15 protein-coding genes and 1 pseudogene are annotated in these 20,675 nt (G+C 52.4%); 11 read left to right on the forward strand and 5 right to left on the reverse strand.

The genetic code is table 11. The annotated features are described in order from the left end of the window. Positions 1–731: 731 nt before the first annotated feature. The gene (locus ACFQUU_RS25960) at positions 732–2,006 is read right to left on the reverse strand and encodes an AAA family ATPase (protein WP_382251035.1); all 1,275 of its coding nucleotides are present in this window, start codon (positions 2,004–2,006) and stop codon (positions 732–734) included. 233 nt (positions 2,007–2,239) lie between these two features. On the opposite strand from ACFQUU_RS25960, the gene ACFQUU_RS25965 reads away from it, so the two are divergent. The 8 genes from ACFQUU_RS25965 (at position 2,240) to ACFQUU_RS26000 (ending at position 12,463) form a co-directional block, all read left to right on the forward strand. Then, positions 2,240–2,467, forward strand: a complete 228-nt coding sequence (locus tag ACFQUU_RS25965) for a helix-turn-helix domain-containing protein (protein ID WP_382251069.1) — start codon at positions 2,240–2,242, stop codon at positions 2,465–2,467. 77 nt (positions 2,468–2,544) lie between these two features. Beyond that, positions 2,545–3,024 (forward strand): hypothetical protein, encoded by a 480-nt coding sequence (locus tag ACFQUU_RS25970; protein WP_382251036.1) that lies wholly within the window; start codon positions 2,545–2,547, stop codon positions 3,022–3,024. Between the two features lie 88 nt (positions 3,025–3,112). Next, positions 3,113–3,937, forward strand: a complete 825-nt coding sequence (locus ACFQUU_RS25975; RefSeq protein ID WP_382251038.1) for a DUF5677 domain-containing protein — start codon at positions 3,113–3,115, stop codon at positions 3,935–3,937. A gap of 248 nt (positions 3,938–4,185) precedes the next feature. Beyond that, on the forward strand, positions 4,186–5,388 hold the full coding sequence (locus ACFQUU_RS25980) for a hypothetical protein (RefSeq protein WP_382251040.1): 1,203 nt from the start codon (positions 4,186–4,188) through the stop codon (positions 5,386–5,388). 383 nt (positions 5,389–5,771) lie between these two features. Further along, a complete protein-coding gene (locus tag ACFQUU_RS25985; protein ID WP_382251041.1) occupies positions 5,772–6,599 on the forward strand; it encodes a HEPN domain-containing protein in 828 nt (275 codons plus the stop codon). A 236-nt stretch (positions 6,600–6,835) separates the two neighbouring features. After that, on the forward strand, positions 6,836–9,280 hold the full coding sequence (locus tag ACFQUU_RS25990; protein ID WP_382251042.1) for a hypothetical protein: 2,445 nt from the start codon (positions 6,836–6,838) through the stop codon (positions 9,278–9,280). A gap of 567 nt (positions 9,281–9,847) precedes the next feature. Beyond that, a complete protein-coding gene (locus tag ACFQUU_RS25995) occupies positions 9,848–10,570 on the forward strand; it encodes a hypothetical protein (protein ID WP_382251043.1) in 723 nt (240 codons plus the stop codon). A gap of 132 nt (positions 10,571–10,702) precedes the next feature. Further along, complete coding sequence (locus ACFQUU_RS26000) at positions 10,703–12,463, forward strand: hypothetical protein (protein ID WP_382251044.1); 1,761 nt, start codon at positions 10,703–10,705, stop codon at positions 12,461–12,463. Positions 12,464–12,845: 382 nt separating this feature from the next. Here ACFQUU_RS26000 and ACFQUU_RS26005 read toward each other — a convergent pair whose 3' ends face one another. From ACFQUU_RS26005 to ACFQUU_RS26020, 4 genes and pseudogenes are all read right to left on the reverse strand, one after another. Further along, the gene (locus tag ACFQUU_RS26005; RefSeq protein WP_382251046.1) at positions 12,846–15,107 is read right to left on the reverse strand and encodes a hypothetical protein; all 2,262 of its coding nucleotides are present in this window, start codon (positions 15,105–15,107) and stop codon (positions 12,846–12,848) included. Beyond that, positions 15,107–16,285, reverse strand: coding sequence for a hypothetical protein (locus ACFQUU_RS26010; protein ID WP_382251047.1), 1,179 nt, complete (start codon positions 16,283–16,285; stop codon positions 15,107–15,109). Before ACFQUU_RS26010 ends, ACFQUU_RS26005 begins: the two co-directional genes overlap by 1 nt. Positions 16,286–16,746: 461 nt before the next feature. Next, a pseudogene (locus tag ACFQUU_RS26015) lies at positions 16,747–16,941 on the reverse strand (magnesium chelatase domain-containing protein); the annotation flags it as partial. Between the two features lie 179 nt (positions 16,942–17,120). Beyond that, positions 17,121–17,363, reverse strand: coding sequence for an accessory factor UbiK family protein (locus ACFQUU_RS26020; protein ID WP_382251071.1), 243 nt, complete (start codon positions 17,361–17,363; stop codon positions 17,121–17,123). 233 nt (positions 17,364–17,596) lie between these two features. Between ACFQUU_RS26020 and ACFQUU_RS26025 the strand changes: the two genes are divergently transcribed. From ACFQUU_RS26025 to ACFQUU_RS26035, 3 genes are read left to right on the forward strand one after another with little or no spacing between them, the layout of a single operon-like run. Next, positions 17,597–18,376, forward strand: coding sequence for a TorF family putative porin (locus ACFQUU_RS26025; RefSeq protein ID WP_382251048.1), 780 nt, complete (start codon positions 17,597–17,599; stop codon positions 18,374–18,376). Positions 18,377–18,393: 17 nt separating this feature from the next. Next, positions 18,394–18,732, forward strand: a complete 339-nt coding sequence (locus ACFQUU_RS26030) for a P-II family nitrogen regulator (protein ID WP_382251049.1) — start codon at positions 18,394–18,396, stop codon at positions 18,730–18,732. A gap of 10 nt (positions 18,733–18,742) precedes the next feature. Then, complete coding sequence (locus tag ACFQUU_RS26035; protein ID WP_382251050.1) at positions 18,743–20,281, forward strand: ammonium transporter; 1,539 nt, start codon at positions 18,743–18,745, stop codon at positions 20,279–20,281. The last annotated feature ends 394 nt before the right edge of the window (positions 20,282–20,675 follow it).

Raw genomic sequence — 20,675 nt, forward strand, 5'->3', positions numbered from 1 at the left:
GTTACGGGAAGCAACGGCTCCAGTAGCCCCCATTGCTCGTCGGTAAGCTCTTCTCTTCGTGACATGATGAAAAACCATACGAATCCGAAAAAAGCATCGACTACCTATTTATGGAATGAGTTCTAGTTTTATAGCCAATTCATCTCACTAATAAGGGACTAGTTCGCAGCGGTAGCCGCGAGAGGAGCGTCAAGACACCTAAAGAAGCAGGAACAAATGAAGCCAGCAATTAGCTACCGGTTCAGCTGTTGGCATGCTGAACAAAGTTTCAGCTTTGAATTTAGATTATTGGGATGAAGCTCAGCGCTGCAGCCCCTGCACGTGAGGGTACTTTCTGTCACAAAAGATCTAATGAGGTTGTCGATTACGAACTCTCTGTCTGGAGTGAGCTTCGACTCAAATAAAAAATGCAGACTCCCCGATTTTTCGGCAATGTATAAAACCTCAAAAGATTCCACTTCCAATGGCGTGAGGGTTTCATCTAAAGCCTTCAACAAACCATCGACAACGTTGTGCCATCCAACCGGGATGGGACGTCTGATAACTGGATATTTTCCCCGGAAAATTCGGGGATGGCTTCTAACAATATAGTGTAAATGATCAAGATTCATGATATCTATCGGCTCTTGTAAAACTATGGCATGCATTCGAAGTGCTTGTGATGCTGGTCGATATGTACGCGTGATTGCGTGCTCCTCACACAAAGATCTTGCGCATCTAGTTAAGAAGCATCAGTGAAACGACGGCTCTTTTTCAAGGTAGAAAAAATAATCTACCGCAATTGAACTGTTCGTAGCACTTGACGTCTTTTCTGACCTTAACTTGATAGCTTCAAGATCTGAATGTAGGACAAAACGACGATTCGCTAGGACAGCGGCACCGATGAGTTCACGGCTAACCCTGTGTATCTGTCGGGGCGACAATTTGGCGTCTACTAAGCAAGCCTTAAGGGCGTCGGGTATCGTAACTTCGAATCGAAGCGGGGCCAACGCGTTTATTTGCTCCGCAAAAATCCGGTCGATGAGCATAAACACTTGCTCTTTTGTTAGGGCCGGAACATCGAATATGCGCATGCGCGAGCGAAGCGGAGAGGGGATCATACGGCGACTATTCGCGGTAATAACCCAAATTACCTTGGTCGCGTCTACCGCTATGGAAGGAAATGCTAAATCGGACCAAGTCTTAGCAGTAGACTGTTCTAAGAGCGCATAAAGCCCACTAGCTGGGTCATAGGCAGCCGCACTTCGTGCTTTGTCGAGTTCGTCGACAAGCACGACAGGATTGGCATATTCACCGGAAATTAACAGTCCAAACAATTGCCCAGGTTTCGAATTTGACCAGTGCTCCTCACTGCCAGTAAGTGCACTCGATGTCTGCATTGACTCCAAACTCACTTTCAAAAAACCCGAGCCGAGGATTGTTGCAAGTTGAAAAGCGAAGCTTGTTTTTCCAATACCTGGTGGGCCATCAAGAAGTAAGGGAGGAATGTACAATGAAGTCTTTGCTGCCTCAGCGAGCGCAAACTCGCCAGCAATGAATTGAATAACTTCCCCAAAATTTGGATGACGCTCCTTCAGTTTGCTGAGATCATCCCGCCAATTTCGTGGGGCCTTCACGAGGCGTCGATATTCACCAAGAGAGAGTAGGTGATGAAGTAGCTCAGTATTGTGCTTCTTAACTTTCGCGTCTTTTGTTCCCAGAATAGTCGCAGCACCAATTGCAACTTGAACGTCCGAATTTTTATATAAACGGTGCCACTCGCCCGGTTTCCGCCGTCGTTTTTGGTGAATGCTATTAGAAGAATCAGGACCTGCAATATCGTGAGAGGAGGCAGAGCGCGCCTTTTCTTCTTGTAATTCATCTTCTAACCGGAGGCGCTCCCTTTCACGCTCTTGCTCCTGGAGGTAAATATCCTTTCGATGCTTGGCAACTGTCGAAGGCAGGATAAGTGGGGTTTCATGCAGTGTTTCGAATCCCACTGGTAAGGCCACGTATTTAGTTTTCATTTGCTGGCGCAGCAAAAAGTCCGGTCAAAATTTCGGCTTCGATGAGTACCGTCTAGCCGACGGAACGCAACTGTAGAAATATATCTATATCGGTTGATACGTTAACCAGCTTATGACGCTGCGTGCAGTTTCCCTGCAGCCGGCTGGTTCTATTCCATCTATAGTTGGAAGACAGATAATAGCCTATCTGCCAAGTTTCTCCAACTATAGGAGGAATCTTGAGCGATCCAGTTGTGATTTCATTTGGGCGGGTACTGCGACAGCTAAGAGGGAAGGCAAACCTCACTCAGGAACAGCTTGGTTTCGACGCACACCTTGCGAGGAACTATGTCTCGTCAATAGAGCTGGGGCAGAAACAGCCAACGATATCGAGCATCTTCAAATTGGCTTATGCAGTTGGAGTAAGACCAAGTGAGCTTTTGAAGTTGGTCGAAGACGATATGCAAAAAACTCGCCCCTAATGTAATTCGGTCGCGCCCAGATTAACTTTGACTTCAGCCATGAATACTTGCTGCGTAAGGGGACGGTACAGGCCTGCGTGGTTAAGGAGGCGAATAAAGCCATCGAATCGAATCTGATAAGAACCGTCAAGTACCTTCGTCTTCGCCGGAACCACATAATCCACGCAGCTTCGGAGTTGACGGCCGAATTCGTGAAGACGTTGAAGTACGACGGCCCAGCGCTTCAGAAGCACTTGGAAGCTAAGACCACAATTCCTGCAGTTGACTTTTCATCCGAGGCTGTTCGCACGTTCACGGCAGACGAGACAATTTCTTTGATTAAGCTTGTTCGGATTTGTGTTGAGGAGATCGACAATTTTTTAGCAGGGGAACTTGAGGTTGAGCAAGTCCTGAAGCTGCTGGAACAAGATCTTCTTGACCGTCATCCCGAGCTGAAGGCCAAGGGACCGGCGATCGCCGCGAGGCGCGTTAGGAAGGTCAAAAAGAGAGCCTTTGAACTGTACGCACTGCGCGCAAAAACGATGGAGGTAGCACATGTGCTCGGTGTTGCAATCTAAAATCGCCGATCGCCACGGAAGACCTATCGGCAGGCACTGCCTACTTACTGTACGTAGTCATCTCCAACGTTAAGCCTTTAAGACGAAAATGACAATCGTAAACACCCAAGCTGGCGCGCAAATCTTAGCCCAATTTTTGGATGGCCAAGTGAAGCGCCTTGTAGACAACGTAAGTGCTATCCATCAGAGCAATCGGCCACGCGTCTCAAGCCTCTATGCGATCTACTCTGCAATCATTGAAGACGCGATCTCAATAAGGCTATTGTGTGAAAACGGCCGAACCAACCAGGCCTATATTGTCTCGAGAGCCCTACTCGAACGAGTGACGAATTTCTGTTTTCTTCAACTATGCACGGACGCAGAGTTTTCAGACTACGTTGACTATTCCCTCAACAAGGCGGGACGCAGCTTAGATCGATGGATTGAAGCCAATGGTCAAAATAAGGCACGCATTGCGCTCAACGGAGGCGATTTTGAACTCCCTCCAGAGATCAGCGCTGCGATCGCAAAATTCACAAGTCAGCGTGGAAGAGAAAAGACTCGCTGGACAAACGTTTCCCTGCCGGATAGAGCAGCGGTAATTGAAGCAAAGTTGGGCAACACCGGATTGTTCATGAGCCTGCTGACAATCTATGCTGATGCATCAGAAGCATTGCACGGCACCCTTTATGGTGCAGCGTTTCACCTTGGTACCTATGAGGCCTCGCCGCCCCATGACCAAGCAAGCCTGGATCGGCATCGTTACCAAACGCTCTCAGCCTTGTACTTGATGGCTGGCGGCAGCATAGACACACTGTTCGTCCTTCTGGCATCACTCGGCGATGGCCCTTTCGATGCGGTAACACACGCATCCACAAAGTCGTTCAAAGAATCCTCGATTGCAACAGGTCTTGCAGACGCAAAGGAGAAGTAGCGTGCACCTACCATCAAACGCATGTTGGGCATTGAGGTCGATGACGCGCTGGAGATTGCGGAACAGACCGAAGTCTGACGTATAGCCGCCGGTCAGTGTTTGACGGCTACAGACGTTGACCGGCCAATTCCTTGCGGTTACAACTCCTACCCATTCAGTATTGTCTTAATGCACTTTCGATGGCACGATGCGGCTTCGATTATCAGGTATTGGCAAAACGCAATCGATTATTGGAGGCGATAGGCCCTATGTTCAAGGCAATTACGTATAAAAACACCATCGGTCCCGACCCGCTTATTGACATTGGTGCCCTAGCTGAAGGACTGCTATTCTACGAACGCGTCGCAATCGTCGGAAACAGTGGGACCGTTAGGGAGTTGCTTAGCCGAATACCGCCATTTGTCCTGCTTTCTCTGCTAAGAGATGGTCGACTTGAGTTTCACTATTTAGGAGATCAGGTTGGAGTATCAACGACACCGGTAAGCAATGGGAAGTCTATTCACAGCTTAATTTCCTTTTCGTCGCCGGACCACACAATCGAGAAAGTAGGACCGAAAGCATTCAAAGAAGCTGCTGGCGGAACGTCCCAGGCGCGAATTGGTGCAAGTCAATTTTCGAAACTTCTCCGACCAATTGACCATTCGGATTTCGACCAGTCATCAGTCCTTCATGCGCTTGCCGACAATCGGTCCTCACAGCTGTCGGTTCTGTCTCTCATACGCGAGGTAGTACCTGCTTACAGCATACCCAGGGAGACCTATTTCAAAATCGAACGAGAGAATAACGGCTTCTACGTTGACACGAACCTTGACTTCGCCGCTCTAAATAGCGCCTACCATCGCACAGTTCCACCTGCTCACTCCTCACTCACTGAGGCATATCTTCTAGCGCTAATTCAAGGTGCCTATGAGGCCACATATTTCGCCGCTAAGCTTGATGCAGAGATCGCTGTTCATCCAATTGAGAGGGCGATTCAGGCAAAGGCCGTCGAGGCAGTCGCACTTCGCCATTCAAACAGCCAAGCACAAATCGAAAGCTTCACTGATCTTACCTTGCCCTGTTCTCACGCTATTCGAGAAGCCGTCAATTCCGGTAGAGTGCCATTTTCATCTGTCGTCAAGCTCCTAGACTCGGCAGATAAATTCCGCCATTGGTTGCATCAGCAGCCGCCCGATTCCGATCTTCTGCGCGCCTACTATCAAGAAACGATAAAGGAATCGTGGGTCGAAAAGCTACCCGCCAAGAGTACTCGCTGGAGCATTTTCACAGGTATAGGCCTGGGACTTGATGCACTTGGAGCAGGAGGTTTCGGAACCGCAGCCGCTACTGCGCTAAGCGCCGGAGATGCGTTCATATTAGATAAACTCATCAAGGGGTGGAAACCACATCAGTTTGTAGAGAAGGACCTCAAGGCTTTGTTCTCTGAAGAGTTGAGCCGGCAGCGAAAGTAATGGCGATGAGTGCGGGATTTCAGATAGGATGTCCGCTTTCAGGAAAGGCCTCCGACCGGTTTGGGTCGGGTCAAGTCGCTCAGCGGTTGATCCGAAATGTCGGATGACGAGTCCATACCAGTCGTTGGCTCTTTGCGATGTGACTTCTCAGATCGGCCAGAAGCAGCCGCTCGTCGATGTCCGCTTTGCCGCATCGTAATCTGGTGAGATCACCTATAATGCAGCACTATCGCATTCATCGAGCTGTTTCGAGCACTGCCCGCGAACAGCTAGCGTGCGTGCCGCTTGCGTGCAGTGGCCGCGCTGGCATCTTGTTTAATGATGGCTCTGATGCGTTAAATGCTCGCTGATAAAATCAAGGCCTACTACTTCCGAGAACAAGGATGCCTAACCCGATGCATATCCTGGTCAACGACTTCGCGATCAGAAGCTTCCGCGAGACAGCAGACAAAGACTACATCGCTGCAAGGATGGCTTACCGAGCGCGGCTTTTTCCGCCGTTTCTGTGGTCTGCCCTGCATTGCCTGGAGAAGTACGTCAAAGGCATTCTTGTGCTCAATCGAGTGAAGGCCCACAGGGGGCACAGCGTGCTTCCCGGCATTGAGAGGATGAAGCAGCACGGCAAGTTCGAACTCGATCTCAGTGCCGATACTGTTCAGTTCATCAGGAAACTCGAAGACTATGGAGCAGAGTATCGGTACTATGAGGTCTCATATGAAACCCGGCCATTCGACATTATTCGACTCGACCGTGCAGTTTGGGAGCTAAGAAGGTACTGTCAGCCGCTGGACTACGACATCGTTGATATGAGCGGCAAGACAGTAAACTTGCTGACGCTTGAGCTTGATCGCGTTCATCGGGCGAAGGCGAATAACGCGAAGGGGACATGCGTCATGGGAGGCATCCTGGAAAAGATCATTGAAAAGAAGGATCACCCAGCGCGCGAAGCACTGATCTGGAACAACCTGTTCCTCGGCCCGTCACGACGCAAGGGCGTAAAGATGCAATCAAGCTGGGAATCAGGCAACTCACCGTTCTTCCTGCATCCCGAGATCATCGATGAGGTGCTCAAATATGTTTACATACCGAGGGACATCGCCGAAGGCGTGCGCCAGTTTGCGAAGCAGAAAGCTGTCGAGGAAGCCAAGGCAGAACGGGATGCAAATAAGGCTGCGAAGGCCGCAGCCAAACAGTCCGGAAAGACAGGCTAAAGGAGAGCCAAACTGCTCCTACACGGGCAGCAATGAAACACTTTGTACGGCCGGTCTGGGACGCGTCTCGCCCGTCGGCGCCAGGTGAGACCCGGCCATCAAGTGTTGTTGCACAAGGCCCGCGTTGGGCCTGCCGCTCTATCCCAGCCACCTCGAACACGGCTGTGGACGGCTACCTCCATCAAGCCCGCAACGGTTGTGTGATAATCCAGGCACAAAACGAACCAAGTGAGCGGATGATCGATCAGCAGACCAGGAACAACCATTACGTCCCGCAGTGGTACCAGCGCGGCTTTCTCGCTCCTGGTCAGTCTCGCCTCTTTCATCTCAACTTGGACCCGGATCGTAAGACGCTGCCCGATGGCCGGCAAGTGCCGCGTACTGCGCTTCATGAATGGGGCACGAAGAACTGCTTCGTCGAGTACGACCTGTACACCACGCATTTCGGTCCGATCGTCAACGACGAAGTCGAGAAGTACTTGTTTGGTGCCATCGACGACCAGGGGGCGAGAGCAGTCCGCGCCTTCACGCTCGGAAATCACGCCGACGTGCACGAGTCGTTCCAGGACTTCTTCGAGCACATGGCAGCGCAGAAGCTGCGCACGCCCAAGGGCCTAGACTGGATCCGCTCGTGCTACGGCACTCTGGGCCAAGTCGACCTGATGGTCGAGATGCAGGCTCTGCGCCTGATGCATTGCACTATGTGGGTCGAGGGCGTGCGGGAAATCGTGTCGGCGCACGACTCGGATGTGAAGTTCATCCTGACGGACCACCCGGTGACAGTCTACAACGCGGCGATGGTTCCCACGTCCAAGCAGTGCGCCTACCCGCAGGATCCGCTGGTAGCGGCCGTGGGCTCTCAGACTGTGTTTGCGCTGGACGCCAACACCTGCCTGATTCTCACGCACCTGGAATATGCTAAGGAGCCGGATCAACTAGACCTGACGCGGCTGCGCACGAACGCCCGACACCTGGGCGTGGGCATGACGCGCACCGACAACTTCATCCGAGACCGGCGACTGAGCCGGGAAGAGGTGATCGCGATCAACCACCTGCTCAAGTCGCGGGCGAAGCGCTACATCGCAGCCGCCGACAAGACCTGGCTCTACCCAGAGCAGGAGTTCAACGGGTCATGGGCGGAGATCGCCAAGGTGCTGCTACCTAAGGCCGATATGTGGCGCTTTGGCGGGGAGATCTACGTAGGCTACAAGGACGGCAGTTCTGGCTATTGGGACGAGCATGGCCGTACGTCCAAGGCCCATGAGTTCCTTACCCGAGGGTCCCCCCGCAAGAACATCGGGGCCAACGACTTCTGCGGCTGCGGCAGCGCCTACGCGTTCAAGGACTGCTGCCAGCGGCTGCCAGCCCCGGAGCGCCCGTCGTGGGAGGTCTACGGCCTGCGCGAGCGCAACCTGATGTTCTGCAACGCGGTTCAGGGCATCCTTGGGCTTTCTGACGGGGCGTCCTGGGAGGACGTGCGCCGCAACCTGAGCGACGAGCAGGTCAAGCGTATCCATCGCGCGTTTGCGAGCCTGTGGCCCGAAGACACCGATCTGGCCTCTCTGCTACCGCGGCCTAACCCGAAAGTCCTGCGCTCGGTCTACATGGGCTTCAGCGATCCGCGCACCGTCGAGGCGACGGTGCTGGGCTGGCTGCCGTTTGTCGATGAGATCGTGCTCGTGAACCCATTCTTCCTGGGCACGCGCATGAAGCCCGAGTTCAGCCCCATCGAGTCGCCCACCGGCCACAAGATGCAGACGCTTAAGAACGTCATGCTGCTCTTGATGCTGGAGCCGTTTATCCGCGCCGGCCTCGTGCATCTGGTGCCCGATCCCGGCGAGGTCAGTGCCCCGCTCGGCCATCATGTCCGGGAAGTGCTCACGCGCCGCACCGACGGATGGAAGCCCCCTAAGGGCGGCCTGCACCGTTTCCTGAAACTCGCGGAAGAGGAAACGCGGCGCGTCATCTGGATGCTGCCAGAGGCGTACCAGCGGCGCTTCATTGCCGACCACATGCCAGAGGCAGACGCTGAGATGACGGATCGGCTCATCGCGTACTACAAGCATCAAGCCGAGGCCGATCCCTACACGCTGCTGCAGCCGCTTCCCGCGGGCAAGGACGGTGCGCAGAACCAGATCTTCAAGGGGCTGAGCCTGGAAGCGGCTCTGTATGTGGCGTCGCTGACTGGCTCGATCATCCACGTCGACATGGAGGCGCACTGGGCGCAGCTCCTGAAGGACGCTCAGCCTAGTGACACACCGTCGCAGTCCAGATGGGAGCCCGTGCGACGAGCCTTGGGCGAGATCTCGTTCCCGGTGGAACTCAACTCGCAGCGGGTGGCGGAACGCATCGCTAGCGGCGACCGCCCGCCGATCCGGTCGCTGCTGCGGCGGCTGGCCGAATTGGTCTCTGCCCCGGGAGGCGGGTTTGATCCCAGCGTGCTGGCCAAGCATATGCGCCAAGCGCGCGGCAAGGTCGAGCGGACGGGGAAAGGCGCGGGCGACAGTACCCTGCTCCCCGCACGCCTGGAGCTGCACGTGCCACCGGCGGGATTTTCCCGTCACGAGGTGCAGCGGCTGCTCGTGATGTTTGCCGGCGTGAACCGACCTCGGTCCATTCCGTACGCGCTGCGCTTGGTGTTCGACGAGCCGGAGGATAACAGCGGAGATACTTCAAAATAGAACGATGCGGCTGGTGGAATCACCGGTTCACGCGCCGGGTCGCGTCGCTAAAGTCCATGCCACACCGGCAGACAACAAGACGGAGAGTGGACAACCTTTTGCCTAGTTGATCGCATGACCGCTTTGAGGCAACAAGGCCAGTCCATCGGACTTCCGCTCAGGGTCGGGTGCCGTCGTGCCGCCGAACTGTGGCAAGGATTGAATCTGGCTAACATCTGCCATTGCCGCGCAGCATCGGGCGGCGCATCCTCCCCTTAGTCTAAATGGTCGTGCCCAAGCCGGCAGTCATGCCTGCGAAGCACGAAAGTGAGCATAACCCCGACGATTTATAGCAGGCAATGAGTTACGCTCACATCGTGTAACCCCATGACTTTCATTGGCTAATCTGTGAGTCTAACTATGACGATGGGCAACTGATCTTTTGTGGCTTGCGATATAGAGACAGATATCACATGAACATGAGATATCGGTGAACGTTGCCCTATGGCAGCATACCAAGCTCATAGCACGAACGCTTGTACGGCTTCCTGGGCTATCCGACTCACTATTCTATTCGCCAGATTTTCAATGCTTTTCCCCCATCAAATTACAAGCCAGGTGGTTGACTGCGCCGAGTGGGCAGATCGACTTATTCGTAGTGAGCTCATTGCAGGCATTATTGCCAATGAAAATGACTATACATCTAACTTTGTTGGCGCATTACGCCGTGAGATCAATTCACGCAATGTTCCAGATCTCCATGCAATGTCCTTCGTTTTGAAAGCTGGTGCTGAACGTCGTGTTGGATCGGATGCTGCGATCATTCTCGCTAACACGCGTGAGTTCAAAATCTGCTTGTTCGAGGCAAAGTGGCCACGCTTAAGTACTCATGTCAACTCGTGGGATTCAGTGCAGCAGTCGTCTAACCAGTCGCACTTCCATGATCAACTCATACGACAGAGCCGAGTTGCCGGAACATTCGCAATTTGGGAGATGTTCTACACTGAACATCCATTTAATTCGAATGTGGCCCAGTTTCCTCACTTTGGATCTGCCTGTGTATGGCATAGCGATGCATATAAGGCGTCTCATGCTCGAAAAAATATCCAGCTTCCGTGGACAGATGCGGAGCTCAAGCAGCTCCTGCAAAACCATCGCATTGCAGTCGGCAACGTAATGCAGGAAGTTTGTGAATGTAGAAGTGGGAAGCCGTATCCAGGGAATGACTTCATTCGGCCGTTTATTGACTATGGTGTGCCAGAGGAGGCTCTTCTCATTCAATACGATGGCCCCTTACCAGGACAGCCTTGATCATCGACACACTTCAATAATGGACTTCATATTATTTTGAATTCCTTAATCAAAGTTGCGTGCTAGTTGTCAAATGACCGATAATCGTTGGTTACTTTCTATCCAATGTTTTCGTATCAAGAGAAGTGAAAAATGAGTGATTTGAAACTGAGCGCCGCACGATTGGAAAATTGTGGGAAAGAGGCTGAAAAAAGAATTCTTGATGCGATTACTAGCTCCGAGCTGGGGGCAGTTTGTTATGCCATTCGAACGAGGGTAAAAAAGGAATCTAAGCTCGTCGAAAAGGTGCAAATAAAAGCAAGCAAGAAACCTACATACTCAATCAAATCGATCACGGACGTCGTCGGACTTCGTCTAATTACACTATTTCGATCGGAGATGATTGATTGTGTGGAGCGCGTCCTGGATCTGATCGCTCATAACGCAAAGATCTCGCCGAACCCATTTATAAAGCAGAGCGTTGAAGAGATCATTATTTATTCAGACGCACCTGCTCATGATCCATTTCTGGTCAAGTTACAAGAATTACTGAACAAAAGAGGCGTTGATTTTCAAATAGCCGAATCAAACAATCGATATTCAAGTGTACATTTGGTATGCCGTGTTTCCCAGCCCGTCAATATCGTTATTGATGGTCAAGATTGCGAGCATAATGTGCCATTAGAGATACAGGTTCGCACAGTATTTGAGGACGCATGGGGTGAGATTGACCACCGTTTCGGATACGTCTTTAGACAAGGCAAGAACCCGACCATACCTTCGGCTAATCACGCGCAAATTGGTCCCCACCTAAAGGTGCTCAAGCAGTTCGCGGATGCATGTTCGCAGTATGCGGACACAATTTTTGGAATGGCTACAACTCCTGCGTTGCAGAACGACACTAGCGGTAAGATTCTTTCGGTCGGCTCAGACGACGATGTACTCGCAAGATTTGCGGCACTTCGTATTCCACGGAACCTTGTTGACGCATACGTCGAAGGGCGAGCGATGCGTGATCGAGCTGCGGAGGTACTGAAAGATCAGCCTGATGAAGCGCCCAAGCTCTATCTGTCGGCTGCAAAACATTTTGGGACAACGTGCCAAAGCCTAATTGAAGAAAAAGTCCCGGCTGATGCACATCGTCTTTTCCACTATTACTTGGCGATGAATGAGGCACTTTGCTTACTTTCGACGGACAACGAAATATATGTACAAAAGGCGATTGAGTTATACGATGCCTTGTTGCACGAATATTCGCAGTATCCACTTGTGAAATTCCGTATGGCCCAGGCATATGGAAAACTTGGACAACCTGAAAGTGCTATCCACCTTTATCAGGAAGTGAGAGCCCTTATTACAGCACTTCGCCAAAATTTAAAACAAGGTGTGTGGACTGACCAATTGCCAAAGTCTGACTTTGAACACATGTCCGGACTTCTTCCAAAGCTACTTGGGTATCAATACTGGCGCAGGGGAGAGCTGTTACCCATCAATAGTGATGATCCTTCAGCAGCTATCGAAGAGAAAGCGCTTTGTTTCCAAAGGGCTTACGAGGAAACGGTCAGTGGAAAAGCCTTGCGGCCTGACGATATTTACATAAGCAATAACATGGCCTATTACGCGTGCGCTTATATTTCCCTTGCCAATGGACAAGAAAATGCACTTGTTGGGGATATGCTCAAAACTATTGAGGCAACAGCGGTTGAGCTCGAAAAGAGTAACGAAGTAATTAGGGAAAACCCCGACCTTTTCCTTTTAGATACCCTCTTGCGTTGCTACGAAGCACTTGGCCACGATTCAAATGCGAAGCGCGTAGCGAAGAAAATTGCCTCACAAAGGACCCGTTTGGCCGAACTTGATCCCAAGGTGGCAGTCACAATTCAGAACCGGGCATTAGATGCGATGAGTAAGTAGACGGCTATCAGGATGTTGCCTTTACTGGATGTAACAATTTCGACATAGCGCAACATTCAATGAGGATTCCTTGACATAAACATTTTACCGGTCCAACATCGAACTATATTTTCAAGTGGAGAAAATTATGAAAGCGTGGCCAAACAACGACGGCTAAGTTTTTACCGTCTTTATTTCTTTTACTCCGTACTAAAATAGATGCCTTTTCCAGCGAAACCACTGCAAAAGCTGCAGTAGTTTCATAGCAAGTGTCGGCGCATCTATTGTTTTGATATGTGGCGTATGGCAGCAGCGTGCATCACATGTCAAAATTCTCTACCTATTCTTATCTTTGAAAAGTCCTTCTCGACGTTGTCTTTCTTAATAAGAGTACCTCCAAGCCCTATATCCCAGCTAAAACAGCTCGAGCCATATGGAAGGCAATTTCGGGCACTGAATGTTGTGAGGCAATAACTAGCCCCATTACCTCATCTCGGTGCGCTTTCTCTAGACGCAGACGGCCAACAGCTATTGCCAACACAAACTCAGTAAGTGCTTCCCTGGCGTCCTCAACCTCGCTTACGATGAGTTTGAGAAGGATGTCGCGCATCTGAGCGCTATACTGTTCGCTGTCCGCGGCCACAAAATTTAGCTCGCCGTCACGGGCAGCCCGGAGGATTGCAGCTTGAATGACGCCGTCGTTAAATTTGATAAAGTTGGCTGGTGAGAGAACATGCTTCTCGTATTGACTGACTCGCAGACTTTCACTACCTTCCAAATTGCGCAGGTTATTCAGCAAGGCTGATATCACGAAAAATATATCGGCTTGGGTAAGCGTTCGCCTTCCATCGTCCGTTGGTAGCAGAACAAAGTTCGTTCGAATCTGTAACGCTCGCCCGTTTTTATCCGGCCAAAACAACGCGTCACTCATCCCTGTAGCCGTCGTAGCCCGTAAGCTGGATCTTCTTTCTAGAATCTGTAATGGAATAGATTCATTTTCATCGTCAAGCCATTCGGAAAGCTTCAACAGATATTTGAGTTCAATATCCCAAGGATCTTCAAGACGTTCCTCAGGTAAGAACACATCGTACATTTTGTATAACGAGTAGGTACCAGCACCACGATCACCGTAGGTGAGATTTGTAGTGACGTTCTTCGCCTCAGCTTCTGTCCGCGCTCGCAAAAACGGTACAAAATATGCTGCTGTCCCCCCAGGAATTACATTACGTAAATCCCTGTTAATCCCCATCATTTCTACTGGATCATCGACGCACGCTGCAACAACAACAGCAGATCCGTTCGGCACTTTTACGGCGCCTACGAGTTGGTTTCCCTGCGTTGGCGTAAATGATTCATTTCTCAGAAGCTCGGAAGCATACGAGTATAGACTGTTGGCTAACGTATCACTTTCAGGGTATGCAGGGAAAACCAAGTGGGAAGCATTTGCCGCTACGTTGGATCGCATCAGACGATCCCAATCTTTTTGGAATTCTGTGACTGCAGGTACTCCAGGAACGTCTGGATCAAGTAGAGGACCTAAGTCTATGACCATCTCGCAGGTGCGATCTCCAATCCTGCGATGAACCTTAAAAACCCCTAATCCAGCGAAGCGAGAGATGATGTCTCGCTGCGACGAAGGAAGATGCTTTTTAAGGATAGAAACCTCTTCGGTCTTTGGGAGAGAGGTAAGGAAAAGGTCGCCTCCAATTTGGATTTTGGCTAGCCCTTGGTCACATAGCGCGCAGGCTCCCTCCTTCCAACCTGGAATCAACGGAAGGCCTTCGGGATTTTTCTCCTCATCTTTTCGAAGCAAACAAAGAGCTTGCTGCTCAGGTAGGTGATTGGCAAGCAGGTAAAGCGTAATGAGGCGATCTGGCTTAACACCTCGGCTGAAAGCTTCACACGCAAGGTTTCCAGAAGTGCTTGCCGAAATCACGAACAGAGTATTTTTAACATCTTCGAGATCTTCGTCCGACAGACCCTCGTAAGACCGGAACGAGTCAATTACGGGCATTTCTGATATGTAGCCAGCATTAATCGCAAGATGGCACGCTGCATAGACTGCTGATGCAATAGCCGAGGTGTCAATCAGTATTCGTCGCGCTGGCTGCGATACGAACGACTGCAACCAATATGCAATCGTCAACGTGTGTTGAGAGCGGATCAGGGCATTCGAAGCACGGATAAAAGCGAGGCTATGTGACTTAGACGTTTTGCTGTAATGACTGCCCCTCGGCGCTTCTTGTAAGCAACCAGACATTTTGAAGATGCACTGAGCAGTCATTGTCGCCGCATGGCTGACCTCTAGCTCAAGCTCTTCTGGGCTTGCCTTGGCGTTGCCTACGGCTTGATAGGCGCTAGGAGCCCCTGTTCGCACGATGCCAAAACAGGCTCCATCCGGTGCTGCCTGCCCCCAAGAAAACCTAAGCCTCTCCTGAAATGGTGAGCCCGCTGTCAATAGCGCCTCAATAACACCGACATGGTGTAAGAAACCGAAAACTACCACTTTGGCAGGCGCAGCGTTTTGGCGCAGATGCTTAGCGATACCACGGGAAATGTCTTCGACGTCCTGTGCATTGGCATGCAAGACAATAGATATCTGCCTCGTGAAGCTCGACGCACTTTGTCCCGAACAGTAATGATCATATAGGGCGAAATTTGACATCACGCCTCCACAGGAACCAGGACTGAAACTGCTGCTCCAGTCATATTGCCGAAGATACTTGCTTTCGAAGAAACGCCTCGCTTCCAATCATGGAGATGTTCCTCGACCGGTTCCCTCTTATCGTCACGCAGCAGCATAAAGTCTCGGTAGACCGAGATGCGATTTGTCCTAATTCTGATAAATCCATCCAAAGCGCGAAGTGCACGAAGTACGTCACTTAGCCCAAGCCCCCGATTTGGATTCCGCGCCGTGCTGTGCCCGGCTCGAAGACAGTCAAGTACCGCTTTGTATTCGACAGAAATGTCTTCATCGCTAGCTATCTTGCGTTTAAGCCAGCTACCCACAAATCCAGGGCCGCTATCCAAAACAGAAAACTCCAAAATTCCTCGAAAGGTCTTCTTATTTTTATCCCTCATACTGTCGTTGCTTTTTTGCTTAAGCGCTTTTACGAAAGCAATGTGAGGCTCGAGAGGTTCCTTTGCATTCTTCGCTGGCACAGGGATATCCAGATCATCCAGTTTGTAATACCTAGACAATACAAGCCGCACCGAATCCTCTATACCTTCACCTTCTGCCGTGTAAAGAGCGTGGTCGTGCGTGTTTTTTACCAGTTCATAAAGTAGCGTTGTTAGCAAGGACGATTGCGTGTTAATTTCTCCGCGCAAGCTCTCCGCCTGCATCACACTTTCTACCAGTGTCGGTACGAACTTTTCAAAATAAGTATCGCTTCTCAGACTGCCAGCAGAATCGTAGAGCGGTGATGGCAAACCCTTGCTGTATGCGTCATCACAAAGGATGAAAGTGGAGTCCCGACGGGCCAGATCTGGCCAGCTATGCAGCTGCTCGAAATAATCAGCCCGTATCGTTTTTAACCGCTTGAAATCCTCAGGAGGAAACCATTCACGGCGCCGCGCCACCAACATTAGCCCAAGAGGGCTTGTCCCTAACATTCTCAGCACATCACGAGCTTCGCCCGGCCCGTCATAGCTTACGGTACCAAGCGAAATAGGTACCTTACTGATCCATGAATTTAAACACTGCGCACGTGCGATTTCCTCAATTGGAAACCTGGGTAACGACAACATTGATGTTGCATCTAAACTGAAATCTGTTGCTTCATCTGGCAATTGAGCCATCATCGCATCGGCAGCACCAACAGTGGATGGAATTTTAATCATCTTTTTCACCAAATATGTAGTACAAGCGACGACCCATTACATGCGTTGGACCCGGACAGCAAAAGCTCAATCCTAATCGGAGAAGGACTTCCCTCAGAGGGAACACCGTACAAAAGTTTACCTTCATCCAATGTCGAAATCTCAAGACTGCGAGCAGCTAGCATTCATCATAGCCATGCCAGTTCACTCACACGTGCCAAAAGCTTACAGGAAAAGAGCGCCTGGACGACAGCCAGATCTCTTGGCCAGCGCAACTGCGTGAAACCGCCTAGAACTGCCGAGCTGACGCTTGAAGCGGCCACCTCAAGTTAGGTAAAAGAATTACATAGAACATTTTTAGTCTTTTTAGGCGGCAGATTCTGCCCTCCGGGCCGGCTCGAGGCCAAACCGAAAGTTGTAAAACTTCCGGCGTGGTGTGCGCTACCTAGTTCATTTTGTGGGAAATGCGGTTGACAACATTTGATGCGTCGGGCGGGGAATTCAAAACGGGCGTTTTGCAGCGCGGCGCGAACCCTGTCCTTGGATTCCTTCACTTCGGTGTCGGGCAAACCGACAATGGTGAAAGAGGGCAGGCCATTGGCCAGATGGACTTCGACGGTCACTTCGGGAGCCTGCATGCCCGACAGGGCGCGGCTCTTCAATACAGCTAAGCTCATTGAACCTCATGTTGTTGTTGTTTGCATGCCGCGCGATAGGCGTGAGCGGCCAATGGCATAGGCACAGGTATTGGCATGCCTGCGACGTGCGCAATGCATGGGCAATGCATGCCACTACACGTGAGGCGATTGGGGCTTGCAGTTTTCGCTTATGGCTTGCCGGAGTGGCAAGCGCAGGGTCAAGGCTTTTTCAGCTGTGCTTCGAGTTCGGTCACGCGGGCTTCCAGCGCTTCGAGTTTGGCACGGGTCTTGGCCAGTACCTGCGCCTGGATATCGAATTCCTCGCGCGTCACCAGGTCCAGCTTGGAAAAGCCCTGGCTCATCATCGCCTTCACGTTTTTCTCGACATCCTTCATCGGTGAGTTTTCGATCGCCTGATTGATCTTGTTTTGCAGGTCATTAAAAAAATCATTCTTGTTCATCATCAATCCTTGCTTAAGAAAGGCGCACCTCATTGGTGCGATATGGCGACTGCTGCTTCAACGTGGTGCGCCTTGGTGGCGCGGGCTTCCAACCGCAGTGCGTTTAGTTGCCGACAGTCCAAAAAATAGAAATTCTGATAACGCAATTGTGGCACGAAAACGGTGGCATGAGTCCTGCTAAGTAGTTGGATAAATGCAATGCCACGTATTTTCACCGACAAAAAGGGAATGACATGAAAAAAATAATTCTTGCTGCCGCCATCTGCGCCACTTTTTCTGGTTCCGCTTCGGCACAGCAGGCTGCGGTCACTGAAACACCGGAACATAGCTTTACAGGTAACTTGACCCTGGCCAGCGACTATCGTTTCCGTGGCATCTCCCAGACCTTCGGAAAGCCGACAATCCAGGGCGGTTTTGATTATGCGCACAGCAGCGGCTTTTACGTCGGTAACTGGAACTCGAACGTCAGCGGCGTTCAGTACCCCGGCGGCGCCAGCCTCGAAATGGACTTTTACGCCGGTTACAAGTTTACGCCGGTGGAAGACCTTACTGCCGACGTCGGCCTTCTGTACTACTACTACCCAGGTGCGACCATCGGCACCACCGGCGAAAAATTCGACAACACGGAGATCTATATCGGCGCGACTTACAAGTGGTTCTCCGCCAAGTACAGCCATGGCGTGAGCGACTTCTTCGGCCTCAACAGCACGACGGCGTTCGCACCGCGCGGCGGCTCCAAGGGATCTGGTTACCTCGACCTGGCAGCCAACTTCGAGATCGCTGAAAAGACTACTTTGACCTTCCACGTCGGTCACCAGAAGGTTCGTCGCTATGGTGAGTTCGATTACACCGATTACAAGGTCGGCGTCGCACGCGATTTCGGCTTTGCGACATTGGGCCTGGCAGTGGTCGGCACCAATGCGGATGAAGCCTTTTACACCGCGACCAACGGTACCAAGTCACGCGACCTGGGCAAGACAACGGCTGTATTGTCGCTTTCCAAAACGTTCTAATCCCCCAGGAGGTTTCCATGAAACTCATCACTGCGATCATCAAACCGTTCAAACTGGACGAAGTACGCGAGTCCCTGTCGGCAATCGGTGTGCAGGGCATCACCGTCACCGAGGTCAAGGGTTTCGGTCGCCAGAAGGGCCACACCGAGCTCTACCGAGGCGCCGAATATGTCGTCGATTTCCTGCCCAAGACCAAAATTGAAGCCGCAGTCGACGACGCCATCGTTGAGCGCGCCATCGAAGCCATCGAAGGCGCGGCACGCACCGGCAAAATTGGCGACGGCAAGATTTTCGTTTACGACCTGCAGCAAGTCGTCCGTATCCGTACCGGTGAGACCGGCCAAGAAGCCCTCTAAGGAGACCCAGATGAAAAAATTATTGGCAAGCTTCCTCGCGACCAGCACGCTGCTGTTCGCAGTCGGCTTTGCGCAGCCGGCGATGGCCGCAGATGAACCTGCGGCCAAATCCGAAGCCATCGTGGTAGCGCAAGCCGCTGCTCCCGCTGCTGAACCCGCAGCGCCCGCAGCCGCACCAGCTGCTGCAGCCACTCCTGCCGCACCCGCGGCAGCGGCCGACGCAGCTGCGCCGGCACCGGTTCCCAACAAAGGCGACACTGCCTGGATGATGATCGCCACGGTCCTCGTGATCCTGATGACCATTCCCGGCCTGGCACTGTTCTATGGCGGACTGGTTCGCACCAAGAACATGCTGTCGATCCTGATGCAGGTCTTTGTGATCTTCTCGCTGGTCGTGGTGTTGTGGTGCATCTACGGCTACTCGCTCGCGTTCACGGAAGGCGGAAGCTTCATCGGCTCTTTCGACCGCTTGTTCCTGAAGGGCATTACACCTGAATCGGTGGCCGCCACCTTCAGCAAGGGTGTGGTGATTCCAGAGTTCGTGTTCGTGGCGTTCCAGGCAACCTTCGCAGCCATTACTTGCGGCCTGATCGTCGGCGCCTTCGCCGAGCGCATCAAGTTTTCCGCTGTACTGCTGTTCGTCGTGCTGTGGTTCACTTTCTCGTACCTGCCAGTGGCGCACATGGTCTGGTTCTGGCCTGGTCCGGATGCCTACACCGATGCGGCTGCAGCGGAAAAGGCGACTGCCGCCGCCGGCTGGCTGTTCCAGAAGGGCGCGCTCGACTTCGCAGGCGGTACCGTGGTTCACATCAACGCTGCGATCGCCGGCCTGGTGGGCGCTTACGTGATTGGCAAGCGTGTCGGCTACGGCAAGGAGTCGATGGCGCCGCACTCTCTGACACTGACCATGGTTGGCGCATCGCTGCTGTGGGCTGGCTGGTTCGGTTTCAACGCCGGCTCGGCACTCGAAGCAGGCGGTACCGCTGCCCTGGCTTTCGTCAATACACTGCTGGCGACCGCGGCAGCAACGCTGTCCTGGAGCTTTGGCGAATGGATGGGTAAAGGCAAGCCATCAATGCTGGGTGCCGCATCCGGTGCTGTCGCTGGCCTGGTGGCAATCACCCCGGCGGCCGGTTTCGTCGGCGTGATGGGTGGCCTGGTGATCGGCCTGCTGGCTGGCATCATCTGCCTGTGGGGCGTCAATGGCCTCAAGCGCATGCTGGGTGCCGATGACTCCCTCGACGTGTTTGGCGTGCATGGCGTCGGCGGTATCCTCGGCGCACTGCTGACCGGCGTGTTCGCGGCGCCCTCCCTCGGTGGCGCTGGCATCTATGACTATGTTGCCAACAAAGTTGCGGACGACTACTCGATCGCAGGTCAGGTGTGGATCCAGTTCCAGGGCGTCCTGACGACAGTGATCTGGTCCGGCGTGGTGGCATTCATCGCCTACAAGCTGGTTGACCTGATCGTCGGTCTGCGCGTGCCGGAAGAAGAAGAGCGCGAAGGTCTTGATATCTCCAGCCACGGCGAGTCGGCTTATCACTCCTGATCGCCAGCCGGCCTAGCAGCAAAGTATTTCCCGCCTGTGCAAGCAGGCCTTGAAAGCGCCTCCACGGAGGCGCTTTTTTTGTGATCAACATGCACTTTGACAAGCATTTTGTTGCGGTAAAGACACGAACTTTGACCGGCAAGTCGTCCGTAAATCCTCCCACCCGATTACAAATTTCGGCATCCGTGGCCGAATTGGCACTTTCCATGCCCCGTCCGACGCAAAACAAGGATTACCATTAGAATCGTTATCGCTCCGATGTTGCAAGACCCATAGCCGTTGAAAAGCGCTTATCCGCCCCGACATGAAGGCGGTAGCGTCGGGAACTGCAACGCCGAGGAGAGCCTGTCCGGAAATCGGCTCCGGATTTGCCCCGACCGCCACGCATACACGC

Source organism: Herbaspirillum sp. GCM10030257, assembly GCF_042666555.1.
In the GTDB taxonomy this organism is placed as follows: domain Bacteria; phylum Pseudomonadota; class Gammaproteobacteria; order Burkholderiales; family Burkholderiaceae_D; genus Noviherbaspirillum.